This is a genomic window from Rhizobium sp. Root491 (genome assembly GCF_001427205.1).
GTDB lineage: Bacteria > Pseudomonadota > Alphaproteobacteria > Rhizobiales > Rhizobiaceae > Agrobacterium > Agrobacterium tumefaciens.
Genome location: NZ_LMFF01000012.1, coordinates 568,296 through 589,610, shown reverse-complemented (window position 1 = coordinate 589,610; position 21,315 = coordinate 568,296). Strand labels below are relative to the sequence as shown.

Below are 21,315 nucleotides of genomic sequence, written 5' to 3'. Positions count from 1 at the left end.
CCGGCAATCGTTCTTCAGGTCATAGACGGTGCTGGAAATGCTGCCGTCGCGTCGGCGGTTGATCCGCCTGATGGCCCGCCCTGTGCCATCGCACCTGGTGCATGGGTCTTTCGGAAGGGTGACGGTCATTGCTCGCCATCCTTCTTCTCAGTGTCCGGAGACACTTCAGGAACGGATTTCGCTTTCGGCTGCACGCCGAGGAAGTCACGACGGGCGCGCGCGATAGCCTCTTTCGAAATGCCGGGTTCGTTGGAAAGCACGTCCAGCGCCTGTTCCGCCTTGGCCTTCATGTCGGCCTCGATGCGGCGGACCTTCTCTTCAGCTTCCAGCTTCAGGCGGCGGTTCGACGATGCGACCTGGGCGGCCGAGGCAGCGCGCAGCGCGTTCGCCAGCTCCATGGCTCCCTTGGGGGAAATGCCCGCATCGCCGGCAGATTGCAGCAGCTCGAAAATCAGCGTCTTGATCGCCTCGGCCGCGATCAGGGTCAGATCGTCGGAACCGGCCGCGTCCATGCGCTCGGAAATTGTGGCGGCGATCTCGCGCGTCTGTTCTAGCCGGCGCGTCATCTGGGAGAGCCGAATGGCGAAGCGGTTGAATGCCGAAAATGACGGGATATCGAAATCAAGACCGATTTCGCCCTGGAGCGCGATCAGCTTTGTTTTCCACTCGGCATAAATGTCGAGCTGGCTGCGATCACGGTCGGCAAGTGCCTGCGATGCCCAGGAGATCGTATCACTGCATTCCTCGGGCAGAAGATCGATTGCTGAAAGACGGCCGCGTGCTTTTGCCATCCTAGACATCCCGCTTCAAAGGCGATGGCCGCTTGATACCGTCAATGAAATGCTCGCGACGAAGATGATGCCAGCCTGCCGGCAGCAGCGTGGCAATCTTGACCGTTCCGGCGTTCATGACGGTGATAGCACCCATGTTCGCCATCCAGTCGAGCTGCTGGTGTATCCACGGGCGGTCCTGATAAATGGCGAAAACGCGTAGTGCTGGTTCCATCATGCTCGAAGACAAACTTTCGTTCGCCTGGACCGACAGTTCCTTCAAAATAATGAGGCGCGCTTCCTCGCGCTGCATTTCGGCATAATCAATGCCCAAGCCCGTCATGCTACATTCCTCGCCTGTTCGATAAGTACGTCCTGAAGGCGTTCGCCGATCGCCTGGATCGGTTTCAACCGTTCGTCCATTGCTGAAAATCGCCCCGCCAGAGCAGCGTCCTGGGCATCCAGACGCCCCATGATTTGCGTCATGGTCATTTCGATGCGGTGCGTGGTGTCTCGGTCCGGCAGGTGCTTGACCTCGTTTTCGAGAGACTGGATGCGGCGGTCATACTCGATGGCCTTGCTTTCAACCTTGCCCAGACGTTCGTCGAGCTTCTTCTCGCCTGCAGAAAGCAAAGTCCGGATCGCCGCGAAAAGATTGAGCAGACCAAGGGCAAGCGCCACCAGTGCGGCGACGGACGTTAAATCTAAGGTCATCTCCGCGATGCCTCCTTTTCAAAAAGGGTCTGACAGGCGATGCAGCGGGTGGCAGATGGCAATGCGAGGCGACGCTCGAGGGCGATATCGTTGCCGCAGTCTTCGCATTCGATCGTTCCCGGCGTGCGCAACGCGCGTGAGGCAGCGGCGATCGCTGCCTCACGTTCTTCTTCTGTGCGCTTCTCGGCCAGATCGAGCGCGGCGTTTCCACCGAAGTTCATCTAGGGGTCTCCACCGACTGGCGGACGCTGACACCCTGGATCATCTCCGGCAGCTTGGACATGATGATTTCGTTCAAAGCCTTGGCGTTGACGCCAAGCTTCGCGATCGCGTCCGGGTTCTTTTCGATGACGTATTTTGCGGCGTCTGCGATGATTGTTTCGCTAACATGCCCGCCGATGTGGATGACGCCGGCCTTCGCCAGGGCAAACCGAACGGCGTTCGTAGCCGACTGATGCAGGGCATCGCGCAGCTTGCTTTCGATATCGACGCGCTGCTTTTCGTCCGTGATCTTCAGGAGCGAAATGACGCGGGCACTGATCCAGGCGACAAGCACCGGCCCCACGGTCGAAAAGAGCAAAACGACAACCGGCTGCACGATCGTCCAAATGTCATACCAGAGGGAAGACGGCGCGATGACAGCGCCAGCCTCCTGGGCGAAGGCAGGCGTCAGGATGAACCAGCTGATGCAGACGAAAGCCACTAGGCCGGCAAGATAATAAAACAACCTGGTCATGGTCAGCCCTCAACCTTTCTGGCGTCGCGCAAGGCGAGCGTGATGGCGGCATAGGCCTCGGCAACCTTCACCAGGGCGTTCGCAGCGGTGACGGACGAAGGGTCACGGCAGACCACGTCCGCTACGTCCCAAGCGGCTTTTTCCTTGGCGACGACGGAGGGCTTGATGTTGCCGGTGCTCGCGACAACCACGAAAGCGCTATGCGCGGTCGCAGCGGCAGAGCAAACCTGCGGCAAATTTTTGTGGATCGCACTATCGATCGATCCGGTGGACTGGCAGGCCGACAACGCAAGCGTTGCAGCGACCGCGACAAAGACAGACTTGAACATCATGGTCCTTTTGATGACGGGAGGTTGGAGGGGCATTTCCGTCAGGCCTCGCTTTTCGAGACCGGCGCGCCGGTGCTGGAAAGCTCGACCTTGCCGCCGATCGGCGCGTCGGCCGTCTTGGGCCAGCGAATACCGCCAGTGACGAGGCGGCCTTTTTCGATACGGGTGATCGAAACCGAATTGTTCTGGTTGCCGCCCAGGACGTGGTAGTGCGTCCGGTCCTCGCCGACATAAATCCCGACATGGCCGCCGCCCTTGCGTTCGAAGACGAGGATCGCGCCGCGCGCAATCCGGCTTTCGACGCCGAACTTCTTCCAGTTCAAAGCGCCGAGAGGATTTGCAGGGAGCGCCTCTTTGGGGAGAGTGGTGGCGATAAGATTGCCGATGAACAGACCGCACCAGGGAATATCGTCATCGGTGAAAAAGCTTGCGACCCAGCCGCCGAGCTTCTTGGCCCAGCCCATAATGGTTGGATTGGATTTTGAGCCGGCGATTTCCTTCAGGCCCATGAAGCGGCGGGCCTCGCGCATCCAGACCGGCTCAGCCGGAACCACGACCTTGTCGTGAACGACAAGCGTGCTGCTCGGGTTTTTGCTCTTTACGCCACGAAGGAGGTTGACGGTCGCAGTATCGGCGCGGCCGGTCTCGTTCAGTCCTGCCGCATGCTGGAAACGCAGGAGCGCTGCGATAACCTCGCGACCATGAACGCCGTCCGCAATGCCGCCATAAGCGCCGGCGACACGCAGGCGGTCGATCAGCCATTCATCAAAAGTCTGGGTGGTCAAAGGAAAGCCCCGTCATGGTGGCAACTGGCGGAGATCGCGCGGGCCGATATGGGGGCAAATTAGAGTTTGGGCCTGAAACAAATCAGGCCCGCCGTGGCGGGCGGGCCTTTAGAACATTTCGATCTGGCGGGGGTCTGTCTTTCGCCTGGACTTAAGCGGCTCCCGTTTTCGGGCGCGCTTCAAAAGTCTTTCAACACCGCTTTCCGTCAAACCGAGACGTTTGGCAATATCGCGGTTGCTCATTTCGGCATCGACATAACGACGGGCGCGAAACTCGCGTGCCAAAGGAACTCTTATATATCCGCCCGGATAGGCTTTGGCTAGACGGTATGCAGCATCAACGCCAATCGTCGAAGGAAGTTCACTGCGCTCTGGATCGGCAGGAACATAAAGCCTGACGCCGGCATGCGCTTCGACCAGGGAGAAGAAGCCGTCTTCGCCAAGCGTCGATAACAGATCAAGGGTGAGATCATCGGCCACGGGTAATCCTGTTCGAAATGATGAGCTGCTCTTCGGTCAGCGCCCGCAGGCGTGCTTCCAGCTCGATACGTCGGTGTGAAAAGCGTGGCAGCCTGGCGATCCTTTCCGCCAGCTGGTCACGCCGGTTTTGAAGAACATCGATCTCCCGCTGGTCCGGCCAGCCAAAGAGCGGCATGCCATTCTGGGGAGCGACGTTCCCGGTCATCACTGTTGGGCCTTCTTCTGGCGGCGAACCTGCGGCCCGAAATGGTTCATGACCGTGATCCACTCGGCATCGCTCAAATTCCGATAGCTGATGCTTTCATTGGTGATGTGTGTAACGGCCTGCCAGAATGCGTTCGGCTCGGCCGGATGCAGGATCGCCCACTGTGCGCGGGCGGTCTTGTAACCGGGGCTTTTCTCGTAAGGCTCACAAGGCATCCGATCAGCCCAGGCGACGCCGACGCGCGCAAGCATGCCCTTCAGCGCCTCAACGACGCTGGCGCCGTCGCTCGCTGTATGGACAAAACGCATGTCGGAAATGTCCGGCAGCTGCCGGCCCATGGCGAAGGCTTCCAAGGCACTGTCACGGCGATCGTCGATGACGCCGAGATTGTAGCAGGCGATCCAGAGCGCCCGCATCTTCGGCAGGTACTTGCCGGAAAGCTTGCGCTTGCCGTCACGGCCGTCCTGGCGAACCGGGGCGGGTCGCATCACAGTGCCGCGAAAGTTGACAAGAACCTTCTGACGCTCGACTTCCGTCATGTCCTTGATGGATGTTTTGCCGGTCAGAATGTGCAGCTTGGCGCGATAGGTGTCATCGTCCAGGCCGAGTTTCTTCTGCTCGATCTTGATGTCGGCGATGGTCTTGCTCATTTCGACATCCTCTGCGCCGCGTGGGCTGCGATGTCGGTAAGGCAGAACTCGGAAGAGCGGCTTTCGTCCTCTTCCTCGGTCACGACCAGGACGAACATCTTGCCGTCCTTCGCGTGAACAAAATGACCGTCTTTCAGGAATGCGTCGATCAGCGCCGTCAGCAGTTGGTCGGGTTCAAATGTCCTCGGCATCGTAGGCCTCGCTGATTTCGGTGTTTGTGTAGGTGGCTTTGAAGACCGGAACAAAAAAGCGCACGTAGTCCAACTGGACGGACCAGCCGCGACGTTGCGCCTTTTCCCAGGTCTCACGTTTGCGGTACTTGGACGCGATCGCCTTGGCGGCGGTCTCGCTCCATGTTTTCGGCTGAAGCTTTCCGGACGGAGAGCAGAGCACGTAGCCTTTCGCGAAGGCCGCAGGGATTTGCCGCTTACTCGTCATGGGCGACAAACTCCAACTCGGCCGGATGGCAATTGCTGTAGTGGTTGTCGCCGTGGAAGTGCACTTTTACGTAGTGCCGATGCTCGCGGCCTTCGGGCTTGATCTTGCCGTAGCGGCCCGTCACCGTGTGCCGGACAAGCCAGTTTACGGTGATCTCAATCCCGTAATAGTTGCGGATATAGTCGTAACTCATGCCCTTAGCCCCGCCGGCTCGCTTTTCAGCCAACCGAGAAAATGCAATTCCTTTCCAGACGTGGATGATTGTTTTCCCGAAACCACCGGAGGGGGCTTAAGTTGATACGTGAACGTCGTCGGGGGCAAATCCAAACAGCTGTCATCATAACTATTGCGGTTTGCGTAATTTACGGCCTGATTTACGTCACCGTTCCTGGCAAACCATCGATGATAGACCGCGCGGCAGAGTTTCTGCCGAAGGCCATTGTGGGAAAGAGCGAGCCACCTATTCGACGCTGGCTTTACGACTTCCAAGGGCTGGTAGGCGGCATTCTCGCTCTGGCAGCCGGCGTCATTACCATTGTGCAAATGAGGTCGACGGATCGCGAGGCGGCAGACCGTCACAACGAGGCGATGCGTCACGCTCGAGAAGGAAACAAAAACGCGCTCGAGAGAGCACTCAACCCCACTGTTCGGAGCCTTTGTAGCGTCAAATACTACTTGGACACCGCTGAAAAGGCGGTTCGTTCTAGAAACACTTTCGAACTGCAAAAAGAGGAACTTTTGAACAATTCTTGGCTGGTTGGAACGGCTTACAGAGACACCCTCGAAGCCCTTAACAGGGAGCAATTTGTGGTTGGTAGTGCGCTTTTTCCCGGGATGCTCGCTTACAAGGTCGCATACCTCAAAAAGCTCGTCGAGAATGATTTGGAATTTTTGCGTACTCTCGAAAATCACTTTGGGCGTGGCTTCCACAACTTGCCCAACCGTCAAGTGCGACAGCGTCTTGATGATTGCTACGGTCCATTTTTTGAGATGACGGTACTCTTGCCCGAAGTGATAACGATGATGGAAGAGATCGCGAGCAAGCACGATATCAGTGTTAGCTAAGCGGACCATATTTCAGGCCTTCGCCAGATCGATGGTGATGGCCTGCCAGTCGGCATCAGGACTTTCGCGATTGTAGAACCGCACATATTCCTTGGAGCCGGTGACACGGATCGCATCATGGATAGCTTCCATGGCCGTTTTCCAGCGGCTGTCCTCGATCTTCAGCTTCAGAAGCATGAAGACATCAGCGCGGTTCACCTGACCTTCCTTTTCGGTATTGAACGCACGGGTGACGATGGATTGAATTTCCGGGCGGCTGTCGGCGCTCCATTCCGTCAGGCACTGGTCGATCAACTGCTTTGCGATCTGAAGCTCGGGGCCGAAGGTGATGAGGTCCGACACCTGCACCTGAATTTTCATCAGGCCGTCATAGGTCTGATAGGTGCGATTGCCCTTCTTGCCGCCGATGGTCACGTTGTACTTTTCGCCAAGCAGCGCGTCCAGTGCGGAAAGGTCCGCCGCTGTATGGCCGCGAAAGCGGGAGAGTTGCGCATTCAGGTTCAGCGCAAACTCGATGCACTTGCGCACCGTTTGGTCTTCAAGTTTGTACTGATCCTTGACGTTGCCGATCGGATCGAGACCTCCCTTGGCGTTGTGCATGAACTCGCGGCCGTTGATGACAGTGACGCCAGGCTTGCTGGTTTCTTCCAGGATTACAGACTGCATTTGTTCAACCTCATAATTTAATGTGAAAGGGGATCAGGCCGCGTCGCCACCGGACGGCGCGAAAGGTGCAGGAGCATTGGAGGGTTTGGGGCGGAACTGGACGACCTTGCCGCCGTCCATGGTATCGGGCCGCATAAGGCCGAGGACCTCGGCCGTGATCGCGTTCATGTCGGAGAGCAGCTTGACGCGATCCTCAGACGCGCGGCGGTTCCACTCCGCCTGCGACCAGGCGTTTTCGAGCTTTCGCGCCAGATCGGCTATCCGGCCGAGGTGAACGATGAAGCTGGCGGACGTGACGCGATCGAGATGGATCAAACCGTGCTGCGCGACGACGCTATTCAGGTCGCGCTGCAACTCATGCAGAAAATCGGAAACGCATTCAGGCTTCGCCGTCATTCTTCTTTCCTCCAAAGTTCGGGCGGATGATGTTGCCTTCGGCCTTTTTCAGAAGGCCGGTGAGTTCGCCTGTGGCGAGCTGCTCGGCCGTCTTTGCGAGCAGCTTTCCGGCCTCGCTGTCGCGCAGAATGGAAAGCTCCAGCTCAAGATGGCCGGCCTGCTGTGACAGGGCGCGAAGGGTTTTCAGGACGGTCTGGGCGGATTCCGCGTCCAGCGTCAGTTTTTCGTCCGGCGTCATCTTTTTGGCTTCCGCGAAGATGCCCGCGAGGTAATCCAGATGAGATTTCAGGTCGGGAATTTCCGGCGTCATAGGCTGTCTCCCATGTCGCGGTTCTTCCAGGCGGCCTGAAGATGCTCCAGACGCACACCTTCCTCGCCATCTCCGATGGCAAGCATGGAGGCGGCTTTCATGGTGCGATCGATCTGGCGCAGCGCGCCCGGCTTGCTGGCAATGCCTTTCAGGAAGGTGGCGCAATCGGTGCCTTCCTCAACGCCCCACGCCTTGATGAGCATTTCAGCGTCTGCAGCCGGATTGCGCGCCGTCCTGACCTGTCGGTCAAACCGGGAAAGCACCTGCGCGCGGCTTGCAACTGAACGCCCGACGTCCTTAATGAAGGCCGTGGCGGTATCCTCATTGCCGAGCAGGGCAACGCCGCAATGGTCGTTATCGACGAAGTGGCGCAACTGGTTGACGGCTTCTGGCACGGCGTTCTGTGCCTCGTCGATGATCAACAGCGAGCCTTCACCGACACGTTTCAGCTTGGCGCCGATCGAGCGGACGAACCGCGCGGGGTTATGCTCATGCACTTCAAGTGCCGCGCAAAGTTCAACGAGCATGCCGTGAACGGTTTTGGTGCTCGGGCTAAGTGTGGCCATGAAGACGTGCGGCCGCGTGTTCAGGAAGTGCTTTGCAGCGGTGGTTTTACCGGAGCCTGCGGGCAGCGTGACGCGGATGAAACCGGATGTCACCTGGGCAAACAGCAGGGCGTTGTAAACGTCCATCCCGACCGCCGTGCGCTGGAATGGAGGCGACACCGGCATTGTGGCCGCCATGTTCTGGCTCGCGTCGAGCGCATCGAGCCAGTTGGCAACCTTCTGGTTGATGTTCGCCAAGACGCCGAGATATTTGCCGCCAAACCACGGCGACAACGTGCCGTCTGGTACATCGGTGCGGCGGGACACTTCGGCTTTCGTCCAGCCAAATTCCGTCGCAGCGTCAACCATCCGCGATGTCAGCTTGCGCCATTCATCAACGTCGGAAGCAGGATGCTTTGCGGTAAACTCGATTGTCGGTTGAGACTGTTCCCACACGCTATTTGTGTTGGTGGTCTTTTTCATGCTAGGGTTCCTTTGTTCAATTGCGGGGCGGCCTTCGGGTCGCTCATTTTTTTCGCCCTGTTGGACTGGAACCGTACTCAGTACTTCTCGGCTCTTCTTTTGCGGGCAGGCTTGCCGCCTGCCTCGGTATTCCCGGTGGGGAATTGGATGATCGCGCTTTCCCCGCCCGCCACTCGGGCGAGGCCACGCGCAAAACTGTCTTCGAATTGATCGGCGCTGACCGTCTCGACCGGCGCATGTGCAAGGTTGCCGGTGACGAGGCGCGTGACGACGGAACGAACCGGCGTTTGCGGACGCTTCGCGGCCTCGGCCTTCCGGCCTTTCTCCATGATCTCGCCAAGCTGCATCGGTGAGAGCGCCGCATTGCTCTTGGCCACGGCCTGAAGGTTTTTGACGTGCGTCTTGCGTGCCTTCTCCTGGCGACGGGCAGCACCCGTATCGGCAAAGCCGGTTTTAGCCAGGCAGTCGGCATCACAAAGGAAGCGGCCTTCCGGGTCGTAGACCTTGACCGGCTTATGCAGGTCGGCCGGGTCGAACCGAACCGTCAGCTTCTTGCCGATCCACTCGTTAAGCACCGCATTCCAGTAGCGATTACCGTGCATGTGGATCGCGCCGTCCGGCTTACGGGCGGTGATGGCCACAGCAGACAGCATCCAGAGCGAACGCTGCGCCATGCTGGCATAACGAATGATGGTGGACGGCTCCGCGATCGAAGCGTCGAACGTCTGCGCGAAACTGCGACAGTTGGCGGTTTCCGTGGTGCGGTTCAGTCGGTGATTATGCTCGTCAACGCAATGTGCGACATGGCGCTGGAGCGTTTCGAGCGGAATGGCGCTGTTGCCGTAGTTTTCTGGCTTCGCCTCTGGCTTGTTGCCGGTGTAGCAACCGGACATCGACGGATGCTTGGAGATTTCCTCGGCAAGATCGCGCCAGGCGCGCTCGATCGGCTTCGACTGACCGGAGCGCGGCTTCACGAAATGCGGCTCGATGTCGAGGGTTTTCAGGAGGCCGGCAACATCGTCCTCATTGACCTTGAATCGGTGACGCGTCTTTGCGCCGCCGGAAATCATCTTGCCCGCAAAGGCACGGCCGTTGTCCATATAGATGTGATAGGGCAGCATGCCCTCGTGGTTTTCGATCATCGAACCGATGCAGGTGCGAACCGCTTCCCATGTCTCGGCCTCGGAGAGCGTCCACGAAAGCACCTTGCGGGAATAGACATCCTGAATGCCGATCAGGATCACACGCACGGGGGGTTCCGACCATGGTGCCTTCACGAACAGGTCGAGCTGGTGACCATCGGTGTTGACGATCTCCATTGCATGTAGATGAGAAACCGTGCGCTTCTGGGCGGGGAAAAGCTGCTTTGCCTTGTCCTTGCCTTCGCGGGCGATGATCTGCGCAGCCTTTGGCACTTCCGCATCCAGGCGGCGGCGTAAGGAACGTTCCGAAGGGATCGGTGACAGGTTCTGGTCGCGGGCCACCATCATCATGCGGCGATAGCAGGCGCTAAACGACGGGCGCTCTGGCCGCAGGAAGTCGGATTTCAGGATTTTCCATGCTTCCGGGTGGCAGGGGGTGACATCGGCGGCTTCACCGCTGGCGCTGCCCGAAAACGCCGGGGCGAGTGCGGCAAGCCAGTCCTGGCGGGAATGGCCTTCGATCATCTTGCGCCACTCGTAGTAGGTTGCCGGCACGATATCGGCCTTGCGGGTAACGTGGGCGACGGCATGTTTCATGCTGATGCCCGAGGCCCGCAGTTCCTCAACTTCGGTGAGGACACCAAAGCGGGTTTTGCAGATGGCCTTATGGGCATCCGAAAGGGCTTCAAACCGGTCCCAAAGCATCTTTGAAAGCTTTGTCGGGCGCGGATCGGTCGGGTCCGCATTGAGAAAAGCAAGCTTCGCCTGCGCCACCGGAGGCAGGAAGGAATAATGGTACTCAAACCCGCCGCCCTGACCGACCTTCGGGCGGGCCTTCGCGGTGGACCGCACGCCAGAGCGGTCAATAAAAAGATCGATGCCTTTGCGCGACTGCGGCATACCGGGAAGCGCTGCTTCAGCCAGTTCGGCGGACGTGAACCATTCTTTCTTCATTTGCGCACCCGACGAATGTGCACTGGCGTCGCCTGAAGAACTTTCAGTTCCTGGGCGAGCTTCTTTTGCTCCTGCCGAATGCGGGACATTTCCGCGAGGCGGGCCTCGTCGCCTTCGAGCAGCAACAGGCCGTCATCGGAAACAACGACATCCCAAAGCCAGAAGGCGTTGGTGGCGCGGACAAACGCCTTGAAGCGCGGCATGCTGATGTCGTGGGCCGTCTTGCTTTCGGCGGTGTAGCTGTCGAGAGCGGACTTCGAGACCTTGTCCAGGCCGAGATAGTAGGCCATGCGTGCCGCGATCGTGTCGCGGTCATACTGGCATTCGCGGATGGCACGGGCCATTTCGCGTTTCAAGGTCGAACGGAAGCGGTCGATATCGAGACGTTCCGATGCAGAGCGCACCGGGAAAACTGTCTCTTTGAAAAAGTCCATCTGGTTGGGATCGCGTTTGCTGCTCATGCTGCCTCCTCGCGGATCGCGGCCATAAGCGCATCCGGCGTGTCAGACATGCCGATGTGTTCAAGGAAGCTTTCGCGGGTTTCGTCGCTCGCCTCGTCCCAGGCGGCGATCAGTTTCGTCAGGATGGTGGATTGAGAAGGAACGGGAGGCGTGGCGACCAGAGCCGGGGGCTTGGTGAAGGCCAGAACCTTCTTCACATCCGGTTCGTGTGCGAGTGCGGCGGCAACTTTCACCTGGTCTTCACGAGGCAGCTTTGCCAGCGCCAGAAGCTGCGATTGATCGTTTTCCGCCGTTGTGCCGCGAACCGCCTGCCTTAGCACCGGATCGAGATTTTTCCCGATGCTCGTCACCTTTTCGTAGGTGCTTTGGCCGAAGCCGAAGCGCTCTTTGACGCGCTCGGAAAGCTCCCGCCCACCGGAGAAAATCAAACCGTAATCGTTACGGTTTGATTTCTGATCGCCGCCACGTTTGATCGCGCCGTTTTTTTCCTCCCACAGTTCGCGGTACTTCATGACAAAGATGGCGCGATCGAGTGGGTTCAACTCGTTGCGATAGAGGTTCTCGGAGATTTCGAGCAGCTGCGCTTCAACGGCGTCGGCCTTAACGACAATGGCGTCGATCTCTGTCCAGCCGAGCAACGTTGCGGCGGTAGTGCGATAGCCGCCTGCAACTAGAGTGAAAGGAGTTCCCTTTCTCGCAGGCGTCTTGCGGATCATGATCGGGCTGATCTGCCCGTGTTCTGACATCGAAGCGGCAATCGCCTCGACGTAATCCATGTCGATCGGGCGCAGGCGCTCGCCGATATGGATGCTGGTTACGGCAACGCGAATGAACTCAGCCATATGCCGCGTCCTGTCCGGCCGCCTCGTGCAGCATGGTCATGAAGTTGTCTTTCGCCCGCGCGGCAATCCGCTCGTAAGCCTTGTCAAATACCGGTTCGAAGCGTCGCGCCTCGACGATGCGCACCGCCTGCATGACGGTCCAGCGGGCCACGCCGAGCAAGACGACCAGGCGACGGCGCGGCACGTTGAAATCGACATGAAGCACATAGATCGCCAGCTGGCGGGCAAGCTTCGCATCGAACATTTCGGCAGGGGGATCGATGATGTGACGAAGGGGAAGGTGATTGAAGTGAGAGCGTGTGGCGCGGTAGCTGGACGCCACCATCGCCTGCAGGCGCTCTTCATCGGAATACGGATTTACCATCGAAAACCTCGGGTTCGTCGCGCGGCGACGGTATTGCGGCAGATCGATGCCGGGGCGGTGGGGACCGGGATTTTGGCCGCCCCGGCATCTGGCGTCGCTCCATGGGGGTAACAGAGCGACGGTTCGGGAAATCAGCAGGATTTGGCGGCCTCTGACTGCGAGAGGAGGCGGCAAAGCTCGGGCTGCATGTCCATGGTGAGGCAATCGACAAGCTTGGCGTCGATATCTTCATCGCCTTCGCCAAGAAGGAGATCGACCAGCTTGTTTCCAGGTGTCATGTGGACATCGGCGTCCATGACGGTGGCGCTCGCCTCTGCACAGAGGACTTCCTGCAGGGCTTCCTGCAGGACAGTGTCATCGAGCAGGATGGATGCAGGGGCGTAACCGGCTGCCAGCTTGGCCTGGTTGAAATCGTACGCGGCCTTTACGATGGCGCGGGCCTGCCGCAAACGTTCGGTATCGACAGCTTCAAGATCAACGACGCAGGCAACGGCGTGCGGTTGTTTGACTTCGCGCTCTTCTACTGTTTTCGGCGAAGGCGTGAAAAGAAGCACGTCGGAAGGATGCGGGCGATCGATCAGGCCGTTTTTGACGCGTTCGTGCCAGTTAGCGAAGTCGTCAAACGTTGGCCCTTCGAGATTGCGCTTTTTCACGGCGTTGCCGAAGAAATAATAGGCTTCACGGACTGACTGCCCGCGCTCGACGATGTTGTCGAAAGTGGTGATGACCAAGTCCATGATGCGTGGCGGGACACGGTCAAAGAAAGGCACGGCGACGTAGTTGCGAACTGCTGCGGTCATTGAGCTGCTCCAGAGTTTTTGAGGATGGTGAAAAAGACGGCCGAAACGCCTGAGAACGCAGGACTAAAAATCAGCAGGGTTTCGGCCCACCGGCACACGCGAGAGCGGGCCGGAATGAAAATCGGGATGTCGAAATTGGCATGCGGTTTCGTCATTGTGAGGTGACTGCTGATCGGCGATTGTCGGGGTGTGGAGCGGCCGAGAGATTGGGACTGACAGCCGGGGCGAACGAACGCCTTGCACTCGTGCGGTAGGCTAGAGCAGCAATCCCGAACCGTTCCACGCTTCATGCTGCGGCTTGCTCCGCTTCGGCGGCACGACGGCCGTTCCGGTAATTCTCCGACGGCTGCGGGCTGAGCCTGCTGCCATCGCCGTGATAACGGGAGAACCAGAGAAGGTGCGGCCGGGTGTTCAGGGCCGCCGCGATTGCGCGTTCACCAGCAGCGTGTGGCTCGTGAACGGCATTGCCGGCTGTACCGGTCGGCAGGCAGTATTTCTTGTCGATCTCGGCAAGCGTAATTTTGGCGACGATGAGCTTGCCTTTAATACGGGCAATTTCTTCCAGCCTTCGGCGTTCGGCACGGCTTGTCTTGCCGCCGTCAGAGACACGGTGCATAAAGGATTCCTTCCAGAAGGGAGGCCCTGACCGGCCTCCTTTTTCGGGGTTACTAATTCTGCGAACACAGAAAGGTATAAGCACTTTTATGCTTATTGCAAGCACAAAAGTGCTTATGTTGATTGATGGGTAATTTTGCTGTGACCGACATTGGCGCGCGAGCCAAATTGGTGCGCGACGAAAACGGATTGTCTCAACAGGAGATAGCCGACAAACTTGGCATGTCCCTGCGCGGATGGCAGAAAATCGAGAGAGGGGAAGGAACTCCGAACGGAGAAACCTTGCTTGGATTCGACAAGTTTGGAATTAACCCAGGCTGGGTGTTAACGGGCGTCGGGCCGAAATATCTAGGCCAACCGCAGGAAAAAGGTCTAGCGGCTGAAACGCTCATATTCCGTGCCGTGGAAGAAATGAAATCTGTTGCAGCGAACGCGGCAGAGATGGTTCGTGAAACCTTCGATCCGCCGCCGGCGCCGACGATCAAATTTCTCCCGTTAAAAGCTTCGGCGGGTCCCGGTGCCACTGTTCTCAACGAGTCCAATGGCATCGATTTGGACATGGACGCCTTGGCCGCAAAAGTGCTGCGCATTCGACGTAAATATATTCGCCTCTTGGAGGTGAAAGGCGATAGCATGTTGCCGACATTGGCCCATGGGGATTTTGCCGTAATTGATACAAGCCAACCTCAAGCGGACCAAGAGCCTTCGGACGACAAGGTTTATGTAGTTTCCATCAATGGTGATCTTTACGTAAAACGAGCGCTGTGGGTCGGTATAGAGACGCTGGAGTGGCGGTCCGACAACAATGCGATGCAATACGCACCGATCATCTTGCACAGACACGAGTTGAACACTGTCAAAGTGATCGGGCGGGTAATTTGGTCTTGGAAACCGATTTGAGGTAGGCGAACTTGAATTGTAGCATCGAGATGCTGACCGCTATTGGAGATTTTCTCCAAGGCATTGGCTCGGTAGCTAGCGCTATCGCTATATTAGTTGCAGCGTACCTTGGAACAAATAGTATTGCAAAATGGAAAGCTCAAAAGCTCGAGGAGCGTAAAATCGAGCAGGCAGAGCGGATTCTAGTTGCGACTTACAACGTCAGGCGCAGCCTCGGATATGTCCGCAACCCCGCAATGTGGGCATATGAATTAAATCAAGCTGAGGAGCGTTTAAAAGAGGCAGGGCTTTGGGATGGAACCGTATCCGGTAGCCAAAAGAGGCTTAGAACTAAAACAGCGTATTACGACCGACTTGATGCAGCGGCAGATGATCGTAAAAAGCTCGAGGAATGTCAGCCGATGGCCCGAGCGCTTTTTAGTGAGGAGCTTGAGACAGCGCTAGCTCAACTGAACCATCAATTCCATGTGGTGCGCGTCTACGTTGACGCGCAGGCTGCGGACGATGGGACTGGAAATCCTGAGCTCACGCGAATAATTGAGGGCACGGTCTGGGCGGGCTATCCTGATGCGGATAGCAACCCGATGGATCAAAAAATCAAGTCCGAAGTCAAAACAATCGAAGACATTTGCGTAGCCGTCCTTAGGACGGCCACTTCTTAGTGCTGGCTAACAGGATTAAAGCTGCTTCTCTCTCGAACTTTGGTGAAGTCTCTTTACTTCGAGGTTGTAGCAGGTGGTTGATAAGTTCCAAAAATCGCGCAGTGATTCAAATTGGGATAGTGATTCGGGGGACTCACGTGGATAGTGTCGTATCGGAATTCTCGCTCGCGGTTTCTCCGCGAGACGGCGCCAGCTATAAGTCGATTAGCAACGTAGTGTGGAACAACATTCCAGACTTCGCGATTCTCACGGGACGGAACGGATCAGGCAAGACTCAGATATTAGAATTGCTAGCCTATCATTTCAGTGGAGCGTACCACAGGCCCGGCAGGGATGAACCGCTGCCGGTTATAGTAAACACTGCCGGGGTGACGTATGAAGCGCACGAAATCGCTTATGTACCGAGTTCAGGGAAGTTTTCAGGTGGCGTGCCCTCCTCAGTTGCCGAGATACCCAATATTCGTAGCCAACTGGTAAGTTTGGCTCATAACCCGCAAGCAAACCGTTATCAAATCGACGGGGCTATTAAATTAAGTAAGGTACTTAAGCGCCTCGGTTCTAGGTCGCCTTACGGAATCACGAACGAAACTTTGGAAGAAATCTTCCCTGACGATTTCGAATTTGCGATAGACGACATAGATATCACGAGCGGGATCAACCAGCTATTTGTCGCCTACAGGCTCAAAGCATTGGAGGCACTTGAACAGCGTACACCCGGAATTGATCGAAATGGAAAACCGCTCGGACCCGCACCGTGGGACGTGGTGAACGACACGCTTAAGGTCGCAGGCTTTCCTTATGTCGTCGTTTCTCCAGAGGAAACTCCCATCCTGTCGGCATACGAGCTTAAGCTACGGGATACCCAAAGCGGAACTACCATCAACGCAATCGACCTTTCCTCGGGCGAAAAGGTTCTTCTCCAGCTTGTCCTCTGGCTGTTCACGGCTGGAAAATCAGGCATCTTTCCCAAGCTTCTCTTATTGGATGAGCCCGACGCGCATCTGCACCCTTCGATGACAACCCAATTCCTTGATGTGATTTCTGAAACACTGGTGAAGAAGTACGGCGTTCGGGTTATTATGACTTCTCACTCACCATCTACCGTGGCGCTCGCGCCTATCGATGCAGTGTTCGAGCTCGAACGAGGCTCGCAAGCTGTAAGGCCAGTGTCCTCGCGATCCGATATAATTTCGATCCTGACGGCTGGCCTCGTTACAGTGACGAAGACAACTAAATTCTGTTTTGTTGAAGATGCGGATGACGTGGAATTTTACGTCGCGATCCAAGATCTCCTTTCCAGCAGTGGTGCGACGCGCGACCCGATGGCTCTGCCCCCTTCGCCGGCGCTGGCTTTTCTTCCAGTTTCCATTGGAGCGAACGCATCGAAAATATCAGGGGGCTCGACCGTCGTGGCCAAGTGGGTTGAAAAGCTTGACGGAGAACCCTTGGATCGAATGTTCTGCGGTATCATTGACCGCGACGGTGGCGCGGTAGGCACAGATAGAATTTTTCCGATTGGCCGCTACAGCTTTGAAAATTATCTCCTTGATCCGCTTGTAGTCTACGCACTTCTACTCGAGGAGAACCAAGCTCCAAAAATCCCTGGTGTAGAACTGACGTCTGGCGATGAGCACTTGCTCCGGACGCAGTCCGAAACGACTCTCCAGTTCATCGTTGACGCGATTACGGCGACCGTAGAGGCCTCCGAGGCCTCGCTTGCTGGGCAGGGCAAGAGGCAAACCTCGTACACTACTGGGCAAAAGCTGCTGCTTCCCAATTGGGTAATCGATCACCGTGGGCATGACTTGCTTCCCATTATGCAGAAGGCGTTTCTCGGCCCGCAGCATCTTAATCCGCGCCGGCTTATAAAATGCCTTCGAAGATGTAGGATGATTCCTGTCGAGTTACCTTTGCTGATGAAAGCGATCCAAGACCGTTGAGGCTTGTTCGCTTTATCATGGGACCACCGCTGCCTCGATGGACAGTTCTTCGCTCTCTGGGATGGAGTGCGAGAAGAACACGCATCCTGGTTTGGCTTTGCAGGAACACAAAAGCCGCCTTCCATCTTGTGGAGAGGCGGTTTCGGCAGCTTTCTTATTGATTTTGTTATTTAATATTGGTCTTTGGGTAAAGATGGTATCGATTTCCATCTTAAAATTGGAAATTGGATCCTCCTCAATGTTAGTCGGAGCATTGGCGCACAGTTTGCCACGATTTTCGAAATCCCGGTTTTCCTGGATTTAAAGGCTCCTAAAAGGCCGATATAGCTATTTTGAAGACTTGTTGAGGACCGTTCGAGTTTTCGCTGTTCTTGCCATGGCTTTTCGTAGAGCGCGGCGCACGCTTGTCAAACTCGGTTGTTAATGGTGATCCTGAGTTCCTTTGGAAGTCTTTGATTTATGAGACTTTCTCGCCATTTCCCGCATATTCCCGGATATTCCCACGGATTCCAGTCAGTGGTGACAAAGTACACTCGCACTGCCTGTGGCTGGCCGGACGCCAAAAAAAGGGAAACCCGCTTGCCGTATCGAAACAGCCAGCGGGTCTCAACCTTTACCCCCTCCCACAAGGGCGAGCGAACAAAAGCACATCAAATGAATTATGACAAGATCAAGGCGACCATATTGTTGCGGTAGAAGACTCTGTTTGCCAGTTTAGCGGCGGATGGCAGAGAGTAACCACTTCCGTATGCCGCTCGTAAGGGGAGCGGTAAGACACGATATTATCGTTGCAGCGTAAGGGCGCGCCGGCAGCATAGACATTTGCAACGGCACGTGGATGATGGTGCACTTTGTATTTCGGGGCCGTTTCCCTTCCGTAATTGATCATGTCGGCAGCGAAAGAGGCAGCCGGGATGGACAGGACGGCAAATACGGCAACCACACAAGTTCGTCTGAGATTTATGGACATGAGCTATCCCCTCGTGTTGACCAACGCAGGAAAACGCGATGCGCCCGGGAGCTGTTCCCTGTGCCAAATGGTATTTTCACGGGGTGACAAAAAAATGCCCGCTCGCGGCGGGCAATTCAGAGGGGAACTGAGGTTAGGAGCCTCGCGTCAAGAATGGATATCCTTGCCAAAAGTTCCGCCTGATTACACGTCGCCCGATAAAAATCATGCACGCCAAGCCGACAGACCGGGAGCGGCGTCTTCATAAGCAATCGAAATAACGCAAATAACTGTGTTCTGGGAAATTTGGAGCGGGCGAAGGGATTTGAACCCTCGACCCCAACCTTGGCAAGGTTGTGCTCTACCCCTGAGCTACACCCGCTCAAATCCATCGGTCCGGGGTAGTACGCTGAACCGTGGGCCACCGCAATGCGGCGACGGGCGCTATATCGCTCAATCGATTTTGGAATGCAACAGGGAAATGACAAAAACGCGAAAATTTCTTTGAGAAATGCGACAAGCGGCGGAAATGATTGGGAATTTTCGCGCCGTCGCTTTTTCACGCGTTGCCAAGCCGCGGTTGCCCCCTTAATCATGACGGAGAGGATATCGGAATCGGCAAAGGCAGGCGGCAGGATATGGCGGAAAATTCTCCGAAGACGGCAGCGGACTTGTTCGCGTTTCTGGACGGGCTCGGCATCGAGCATAAGACAAAACAGCATGAGCCGGTCTACACCGTTGCTGAATCCCAGTCGTTGCGTGATCTAATCCCGGGCGGCCACACGAAGAACCTTTTTGTGAAGGACAAGAAGGATCAATATTTCGTTCTGACCGTTGAGGAGAACGCGGTCGTCGATCTGAAAAGCGTTCACAAGACGATTGGCGCGGCAAGCCGCGTATCCTTCGGCAGGCCGGAAAAAATGCTTGAATATCTGGGTGTCGTGCCGGGATCTGTCACGGTTTTCGGCGCCATCAACGACACGGGTGGGCAGGTCACCTTCGTACTCGACAGCGATCTTCTGGAAAACGAGCTTATCAACGGTCACCCGCTTTCCAACGACCAGACGACGACGATAGGAAACAAAGACCTCATTCGCTTCCTGGAGGCGACCGGCCACACGCCGCTTGTCTTGAAAGTCAGCGAGTGAGATACGATCTTTGCTTCAACCAAGACAATACGACAGAGATTACGGGAGACCGGCATGAGCGGCACGAACAATCCTTACGGCAGTTCCTACGGCGGGCAGATGTCCGGCAACGCGCAATATAGCGGGGAGCTGAACGGCGCGTCTTCCGGTCACATCAAGGACACCACAACGGCGGCCTTCTCCAAGGATGTTCTCGAGGAATCGCGCCACCAGCCGGTTCTGGTGGATTTCTGGGCACCGTGGTGCGGCCCATGCAAGCAGCTGACGCCGGTTCTCGAAAAGGCAGTAAACGAGGCGAATGGCCGCGTGAAGCTTGTGAAACTGAATATCGACGATCACCCGTCTATTCCAGGACAACTCGGCATCCAGTCCATTCCCGCCATCGTTGCTTTCCTGGATGGCAGGCCGGTGGATGGCTTCATGGGCGCGGTACCGGAAAGCCAGATCAAGCAGTTCATCGACAAGATCGCCGGACCTGATGCGGGTGATCCGAAGGCTGAGATCGAAGCGGTTCTGGCAGAGGCAAAGCAGCTTCTGGCGGATGGCGATCATAATGGCGCGGCACAATTGTTCGGCGCGGTTATGCAGGCCGATCCCGAAAACGCCGCCGCAATCGCTGGTATTGCCGAATGCATGATTGCCGTTGGACAATATGAACGGGCAAGCGAACTCCTCTCGTCCCTGCCGGCGGAAGTGGCCGCAGATGCTGGCATTCAGCTCGTCTCGAAAAAGATCGCGCAATATGAAGAAGCCCGCAAGATTGGCGACCCGGTGGCGCTGGAACGTGATCTCGCGCTCGATCCCGATAATTACGAGGCTCGTGTGAAGCTTGCCAAGGTCCTCAACGCTCAAGGGCGGCGGGATGAGGCAGCGGATCATCTGCTCTATGTCATGCGCAAGGACAGAACCTTTGATGATGACGGCGCGCGCCGCCAGCTTCTGGAGTTTTTCGAGGCCTGGGGCTTCAAGGATCCGGCAAGTGTGGCCGGGCGCCGGAAGCTTTCGTCGATCTTGTTTTCGTAATGCGGGCATATCCCGGCCATGGCGGTTGATCCGCCGGCCGGGCAGCGGTGAACAGGGGGCTTGATCCCATGCATGTCGGAAATGCGAGATATGTGAAGAACAATGATTTGCCGGAAACTGTGCCGGTATTTCCATTGTCGGGCGCGTTGCTTTTGCCGGAAGGCCACCTGCCGCTCAATGTCTTCGAGCCTAGATACCTCGCCATGATTGATATGGCACTGGCCGGCCACCGGGTCATCGGCATGGTGCAGCCGGCCCTTCACGTCATTGAGGGGGGGCATGATGGTGGTCCTTTGAGCGCTGTCGGATGTCTTGGTCGCATAACTTCCTTTTCGGAAACCGGGGATGGGCGTTATGTCATTTCGCTCACCGGCATCTGCCGCTTCCGCCTGCTGGAAGAGGTGGATGTGGGCAAGCCCTATCGCAGTTTCCGGCACGCGCCCTTCATCGCCGATCTTTCCGGCGAGTATGATGAGGACGCTGTGGACCGCGAAAATCTGCTGCGGGTGTTCCGCGCGTTTCTGGATGCGAACCAGCTGGAAGCCGATTGGGAAAGCGTGGAGCGCGCAGGCAATCGTGTCCTCGTCAATTCGCTTTCCATGATGTCTCCCTTTGGTCCCGCCGAAAAGCAGGCGCTGCTGGAAGCGCCTGACCTGAGGACGCGGGCCGAAACATTGATCGCCATCACCGAGATCGTTCTTGCCCAGGGCTCGGGCGAGGCCGGTACTGTGCTGCAGTAGGATCGCCGCCATGGACGACAGGATGAGCAATGCCGATCCCAAGCTGCTTGAGCTGCTGGTTTGCCCCTTGACGAAGGGACGTCTTTCCTACGATCGCGCCCGCAACGAGCTGGTGTCCGAAAGCGCAGGGCTCGCCTACCCCATCCGCGACGGGGTGCCGATCATGCTGATTTCCGAAGCGCGCAAATTAGAAGACTAGCGTT

31 protein-coding genes and 1 tRNA gene are annotated in these 21,315 nt (G+C 57.0%); 8 read left to right on the top strand and 24 right to left on the bottom strand.

The window, feature by feature from the left end; translation table 11 throughout:
• Positions 1–125: 125 nt before the first annotated feature.
• From ASD46_RS13765 to ASD46_RS13705, 13 genes are all read right to left on the bottom strand, one after another.
• Positions 126–791: a phage protein Gp27 family protein gene (locus ASD46_RS13765; protein WP_060642453.1), complete on the bottom strand. Its 666-nt coding sequence runs from the start codon at positions 789–791 to the stop codon at positions 126–128.
• A gap of 1 nt (position 792) precedes the next feature.
• Complete coding sequence (locus ASD46_RS13760) at positions 793–1,113, bottom strand: hypothetical protein (protein WP_060642452.1); 321 nt, start codon at positions 1,111–1,113, stop codon at positions 793–795.
• Complete coding sequence (locus ASD46_RS13755) at positions 1,110–1,484, bottom strand: DUF2730 family protein (protein ID WP_060642451.1); 375 nt, start codon at positions 1,482–1,484, stop codon at positions 1,110–1,112. The genes ASD46_RS13760 and ASD46_RS13755 overlap by 4 nt, the downstream gene beginning before the upstream one ends.
• Complete coding sequence (locus ASD46_RS13750) at positions 1,481–1,705, bottom strand: TraR/DksA family transcriptional regulator (RefSeq protein ID WP_060642450.1); 225 nt, start codon at positions 1,703–1,705, stop codon at positions 1,481–1,483. Before ASD46_RS13750 ends, ASD46_RS13755 begins: the two co-directional genes overlap by 4 nt.
• A complete protein-coding gene (locus tag ASD46_RS13745) occupies positions 1,702–2,220 on the bottom strand; it encodes a hypothetical protein (RefSeq protein ID WP_060642449.1) in 519 nt (172 codons plus the stop codon). Before ASD46_RS13745 ends, ASD46_RS13750 begins: the two co-directional genes overlap by 4 nt.
• Positions 2,221–2,222: 2 nt before the next feature.
• Entirely contained in the window at positions 2,223–2,552 is a 330-nt protein-coding gene (locus ASD46_RS13740) for a cell wall anchor protein (protein ID WP_323455127.1), read from the bottom strand.
• A 38-nt stretch (positions 2,553–2,590) separates the two neighbouring features.
• A complete protein-coding gene (locus tag ASD46_RS13735) occupies positions 2,591–3,334 on the bottom strand; it encodes a TIGR02594 family protein (RefSeq protein ID WP_060642448.1) in 744 nt (247 codons plus the stop codon).
• Positions 3,335–3,442: 108 nt separating this feature from the next.
• Complete coding sequence (locus tag ASD46_RS13730) at positions 3,443–3,814, bottom strand: sigma factor-like helix-turn-helix DNA-binding protein (RefSeq protein ID WP_060642447.1); 372 nt, start codon at positions 3,812–3,814, stop codon at positions 3,443–3,445.
• Positions 3,804–4,019 (bottom strand): hypothetical protein, encoded by a 216-nt coding sequence (locus tag ASD46_RS13725; RefSeq protein ID WP_060642446.1) that lies wholly within the window; start codon positions 4,017–4,019, stop codon positions 3,804–3,806. The genes ASD46_RS13730 and ASD46_RS13725 overlap by 11 nt, the downstream gene beginning before the upstream one ends.
• Positions 4,019–4,669 (bottom strand): regulatory protein GemA, encoded by a 651-nt coding sequence (locus tag ASD46_RS13720; protein WP_060642445.1) that lies wholly within the window; start codon positions 4,667–4,669, stop codon positions 4,019–4,021. The genes ASD46_RS13725 and ASD46_RS13720 overlap by 1 nt, the downstream gene beginning before the upstream one ends.
• Positions 4,666–4,860 (bottom strand): hypothetical protein, encoded by a 195-nt coding sequence (locus ASD46_RS13715; RefSeq protein WP_060642444.1) that lies wholly within the window; start codon positions 4,858–4,860, stop codon positions 4,666–4,668. Before ASD46_RS13715 ends, ASD46_RS13720 begins: the two co-directional genes overlap by 4 nt.
• Positions 4,844–5,107, bottom strand: coding sequence for a hypothetical protein (locus ASD46_RS13710; RefSeq protein WP_060642443.1), 264 nt, complete (start codon positions 5,105–5,107; stop codon positions 4,844–4,846). The genes ASD46_RS13715 and ASD46_RS13710 overlap by 17 nt, the downstream gene beginning before the upstream one ends.
• Positions 5,097–5,300, bottom strand: coding sequence for a hypothetical protein (locus ASD46_RS13705; RefSeq protein ID WP_060642442.1), 204 nt, complete (start codon positions 5,298–5,300; stop codon positions 5,097–5,099). Before ASD46_RS13705 ends, ASD46_RS13710 begins: the two co-directional genes overlap by 11 nt.
• A gap of 101 nt (positions 5,301–5,401) precedes the next feature.
• On the opposite strand from ASD46_RS13705, the gene ASD46_RS13700 reads away from it, so the two are divergent.
• Positions 5,402–6,172, top strand: a complete 771-nt coding sequence (locus tag ASD46_RS13700) for a hypothetical protein (protein WP_156390058.1) — start codon at positions 5,402–5,404, stop codon at positions 6,170–6,172.
• A gap of 12 nt (positions 6,173–6,184) precedes the next feature.
• On the opposite strand, the gene ASD46_RS13695 is transcribed toward ASD46_RS13700, so the two are convergent.
• The 10 genes from ASD46_RS13695 to ASD46_RS13650 all read right to left on the bottom strand — a co-directional run bounded on the left by ASD46_RS13695 (position 6,185) and on the right by ASD46_RS13650 (position 13,751).
• The gene (locus ASD46_RS13695; RefSeq protein ID WP_060642440.1) at positions 6,185–6,838 is read right to left on the bottom strand and encodes a DUF3164 family protein; all 654 of its coding nucleotides are present in this window, start codon (positions 6,836–6,838) and stop codon (positions 6,185–6,187) included.
• Between the two features lie 33 nt (positions 6,839–6,871).
• Complete coding sequence (locus tag ASD46_RS13690) at positions 6,872–7,234, bottom strand: hypothetical protein (RefSeq protein WP_060642439.1); 363 nt, start codon at positions 7,232–7,234, stop codon at positions 6,872–6,874.
• Positions 7,218–7,544 (bottom strand): hypothetical protein, encoded by a 327-nt coding sequence (locus tag ASD46_RS13685; protein ID WP_060642438.1) that lies wholly within the window; start codon positions 7,542–7,544, stop codon positions 7,218–7,220. Before ASD46_RS13685 ends, ASD46_RS13690 begins: the two co-directional genes overlap by 17 nt.
• Positions 7,541–8,572, bottom strand: a complete 1,032-nt coding sequence (locus tag ASD46_RS13680) for an AAA family ATPase (RefSeq protein WP_060642437.1) — start codon at positions 8,570–8,572, stop codon at positions 7,541–7,543. Before ASD46_RS13680 ends, ASD46_RS13685 begins: the two co-directional genes overlap by 4 nt.
• Positions 8,573–8,649: 77 nt before the next feature.
• Positions 8,650–10,668 (bottom strand): transposase domain-containing protein, encoded by a 2,019-nt coding sequence (locus tag ASD46_RS13675; protein WP_060642436.1) that lies wholly within the window; start codon positions 10,666–10,668, stop codon positions 8,650–8,652.
• Entirely contained in the window at positions 10,665–11,129 is a 465-nt protein-coding gene (locus tag ASD46_RS13670) for a hypothetical protein (protein WP_060642435.1), read from the bottom strand. The genes ASD46_RS13675 and ASD46_RS13670 overlap by 4 nt, the downstream gene beginning before the upstream one ends.
• Positions 11,126–11,971, bottom strand: a complete 846-nt coding sequence (locus tag ASD46_RS13665) for a ParB N-terminal domain-containing protein (RefSeq protein ID WP_060642434.1) — start codon at positions 11,969–11,971, stop codon at positions 11,126–11,128. Before ASD46_RS13665 ends, ASD46_RS13670 begins: the two co-directional genes overlap by 4 nt.
• Positions 11,964–12,335, bottom strand: a complete 372-nt coding sequence (locus tag ASD46_RS13660) for a hypothetical protein (RefSeq protein ID WP_060642433.1) — start codon at positions 12,333–12,335, stop codon at positions 11,964–11,966. The genes ASD46_RS13665 and ASD46_RS13660 overlap by 8 nt, the downstream gene beginning before the upstream one ends.
• A gap of 131 nt (positions 12,336–12,466) precedes the next feature.
• A complete protein-coding gene (locus tag ASD46_RS13655) occupies positions 12,467–13,135 on the bottom strand; it encodes a hypothetical protein (protein ID WP_060642432.1) in 669 nt (222 codons plus the stop codon).
• A 286-nt stretch (positions 13,136–13,421) separates the two neighbouring features.
• A complete protein-coding gene (locus ASD46_RS13650; RefSeq protein ID WP_060642431.1) occupies positions 13,422–13,751 on the bottom strand; it encodes a helix-turn-helix domain-containing protein in 330 nt (109 codons plus the stop codon).
• Positions 13,752–13,891: 140 nt separating this feature from the next.
• Here ASD46_RS13650 and ASD46_RS13645 point away from each other — a divergent pair, with 140 nt between their 5' ends.
• From ASD46_RS13645 to ASD46_RS13635, 3 genes are all read left to right on the top strand, one after another.
• Positions 13,892–14,650 carry an XRE family transcriptional regulator gene (locus tag ASD46_RS13645; protein ID WP_162248391.1) on the top strand — a complete coding sequence of 253 codons (759 nt, stop codon included), beginning with the start codon at positions 13,892–13,894 and terminating at the stop codon, positions 14,648–14,650.
• 29 nt (positions 14,651–14,679) lie between these two features.
• Positions 14,680–15,312, top strand: a complete 633-nt coding sequence (locus tag ASD46_RS13640; RefSeq protein ID WP_060642429.1) for a hypothetical protein — start codon at positions 14,680–14,682, stop codon at positions 15,310–15,312.
• Positions 15,313–15,449: 137 nt separating this feature from the next.
• Complete coding sequence (locus ASD46_RS13635; RefSeq protein ID WP_162248390.1) at positions 15,450–17,252, top strand: AAA family ATPase; 1,803 nt, start codon at positions 15,450–15,452, stop codon at positions 17,250–17,252.
• Positions 17,253–18,508: 1,256 nt separating this feature from the next.
• On the opposite strand, the gene ASD46_RS13630 is transcribed toward ASD46_RS13635, so the two are convergent.
• Positions 18,509–18,583: transfer RNA gene (locus ASD46_RS13630), tRNA-Gly, on the bottom strand.
• A gap of 256 nt (positions 18,584–18,839) precedes the next feature.
• Between ASD46_RS13630 and ASD46_RS13625 the strand changes: the two genes are divergently transcribed.
• The 4 genes from ASD46_RS13625 to ASD46_RS13610 all read left to right on the top strand — a co-directional run bounded on the left by ASD46_RS13625 (position 18,840) and on the right by ASD46_RS13610 (position 21,311).
• Entirely contained in the window at positions 18,840–19,349 is a 510-nt protein-coding gene (locus ASD46_RS13625) for a prolyl-tRNA synthetase associated domain-containing protein (protein WP_013761810.1), read from the top strand.
• 54 nt (positions 19,350–19,403) lie between these two features.
• Positions 19,404–20,372, top strand: a complete 969-nt coding sequence (gene trxA / locus ASD46_RS13620; RefSeq protein ID WP_013761809.1) for a thioredoxin — start codon at positions 19,404–19,406, stop codon at positions 20,370–20,372.
• A gap of 68 nt (positions 20,373–20,440) precedes the next feature.
• On the top strand, positions 20,441–21,112 hold the full coding sequence (locus ASD46_RS13615) for an LON peptidase substrate-binding domain-containing protein (RefSeq protein WP_003511372.1): 672 nt from the start codon (positions 20,441–20,443) through the stop codon (positions 21,110–21,112).
• 10 nt (positions 21,113–21,122) lie between these two features.
• The gene (locus tag ASD46_RS13610) at positions 21,123–21,311 is read left to right on the top strand and encodes a Trm112 family protein (RefSeq protein ID WP_003511371.1); all 189 of its coding nucleotides are present in this window, start codon (positions 21,123–21,125) and stop codon (positions 21,309–21,311) included.
• Positions 21,312–21,315: the final 4 nt, after the last annotated feature.

What these genes read in the sequence shown, in the direction of transcription:
- ASD46_RS13660 (WP_060642433.1), bottom strand. Translation starts at nt 12,335, where the DNA reads ATGGTAAATCCGTATTCCGATGAAGAGCGCCTGCAGGCGATGGTGGCG.
- ASD46_RS13650 (WP_060642431.1), bottom strand. Translation starts at nt 13,751, where the DNA reads ATGCACCGTGTCTCTGACGGCGGCAAGACAAGCCGTGCCGAACGCCGA.
- ASD46_RS13655 (WP_060642432.1), bottom strand. Translation starts at nt 13,135, where the DNA reads ATGACCGCAGCAGTTCGCAACTACGTCGCCGTGCCTTTCTTTGACCGT.
- trxA (WP_013761809.1), top strand. Translation starts at nt 19,404, where the DNA reads ATGAGCGGCACGAACAATCCTTACGGCAGTTCCTACGGCGGGCAGATG.
- ASD46_RS13725 (WP_060642446.1), bottom strand. Translation starts at nt 4,019, where the DNA reads ATGACCGGGAACGTCGCTCCCCAGAATGGCATGCCGCTCTTTGGCTGG.
- ASD46_RS13680 (WP_060642437.1), bottom strand. Translation starts at nt 8,572, where the DNA reads ATGAAAAAGACCACCAACACAAATAGCGTGTGGGAACAGTCTCAACCG.
- ASD46_RS13665 (WP_060642434.1), bottom strand. Translation starts at nt 11,971, where the DNA reads ATGGCTGAGTTCATTCGCGTTGCCGTAACCAGCATCCATATCGGCGAG.
- ASD46_RS13615 (WP_003511372.1), top strand. Translation starts at nt 20,441, where the DNA reads ATGCATGTCGGAAATGCGAGATATGTGAAGAACAATGATTTGCCGGAA.
- ASD46_RS13675 (WP_060642436.1), bottom strand. Translation starts at nt 10,668, where the DNA reads ATGAAGAAAGAATGGTTCACGTCCGCCGAACTGGCTGAAGCAGCGCTT.
- ASD46_RS13670 (WP_060642435.1), bottom strand. Translation starts at nt 11,129, where the DNA reads ATGAGCAGCAAACGCGATCCCAACCAGATGGACTTTTTCAAAGAGACA.
- ASD46_RS13710 (WP_060642443.1), bottom strand. Translation starts at nt 5,107, where the DNA reads ATGACGAGTAAGCGGCAAATCCCTGCGGCCTTCGCGAAAGGCTACGTG.
- ASD46_RS13640 (WP_060642429.1), top strand. Translation starts at nt 14,680, where the DNA reads ATGCTGACCGCTATTGGAGATTTTCTCCAAGGCATTGGCTCGGTAGCT.
- ASD46_RS13745 (WP_060642449.1), bottom strand. Translation starts at nt 2,220, where the DNA reads ATGACCAGGTTGTTTTATTATCTTGCCGGCCTAGTGGCTTTCGTCTGC.
- ASD46_RS13755 (WP_060642451.1), bottom strand. Translation starts at nt 1,484, where the DNA reads ATGACCTTAGATTTAACGTCCGTCGCCGCACTGGTGGCGCTTGCCCTT.
- ASD46_RS13695 (WP_060642440.1), bottom strand. Translation starts at nt 6,838, where the DNA reads ATGCAGTCTGTAATCCTGGAAGAAACCAGCAAGCCTGGCGTCACTGTC.
- ASD46_RS13715 (WP_060642444.1), bottom strand. Translation starts at nt 4,860, where the DNA reads ATGCCGAGGACATTTGAACCCGACCAACTGCTGACGGCGCTGATCGAC.
- ASD46_RS13760 (WP_060642452.1), bottom strand. Translation starts at nt 1,113, where the DNA reads ATGACGGGCTTGGGCATTGATTATGCCGAAATGCAGCGCGAGGAAGCG.
- ASD46_RS13610 (WP_003511371.1), top strand. Translation starts at nt 21,123, where the DNA reads ATGGACGACAGGATGAGCAATGCCGATCCCAAGCTGCTTGAGCTGCTG.
- ASD46_RS13690 (WP_060642439.1), bottom strand. Translation starts at nt 7,234, where the DNA reads ATGACGGCGAAGCCTGAATGCGTTTCCGATTTTCTGCATGAGTTGCAG.
- ASD46_RS13740 (WP_323455127.1), bottom strand. Translation starts at nt 2,552, where the DNA reads ATGATGTTCAAGTCTGTCTTTGTCGCGGTCGCTGCAACGCTTGCGTTG.
- ASD46_RS13705 (WP_060642442.1), bottom strand. Translation starts at nt 5,300, where the DNA reads ATGAGTTACGACTATATCCGCAACTATTACGGGATTGAGATCACCGTA.
- ASD46_RS13625 (WP_013761810.1), top strand. Translation starts at nt 18,840, where the DNA reads ATGGCGGAAAATTCTCCGAAGACGGCAGCGGACTTGTTCGCGTTTCTG.
- ASD46_RS13720 (WP_060642445.1), bottom strand. Translation starts at nt 4,669, where the DNA reads ATGAGCAAGACCATCGCCGACATCAAGATCGAGCAGAAGAAACTCGGC.
- ASD46_RS13750 (WP_060642450.1), bottom strand. Translation starts at nt 1,705, where the DNA reads ATGAACTTCGGTGGAAACGCCGCGCTCGATCTGGCCGAGAAGCGCACA.
- ASD46_RS13685 (WP_060642438.1), bottom strand. Translation starts at nt 7,544, where the DNA reads ATGACGCCGGAAATTCCCGACCTGAAATCTCATCTGGATTACCTCGCG.
- ASD46_RS13765 (WP_060642453.1), bottom strand. Translation starts at nt 791, where the DNA reads ATGGCAAAAGCACGCGGCCGTCTTTCAGCAATCGATCTTCTGCCCGAG.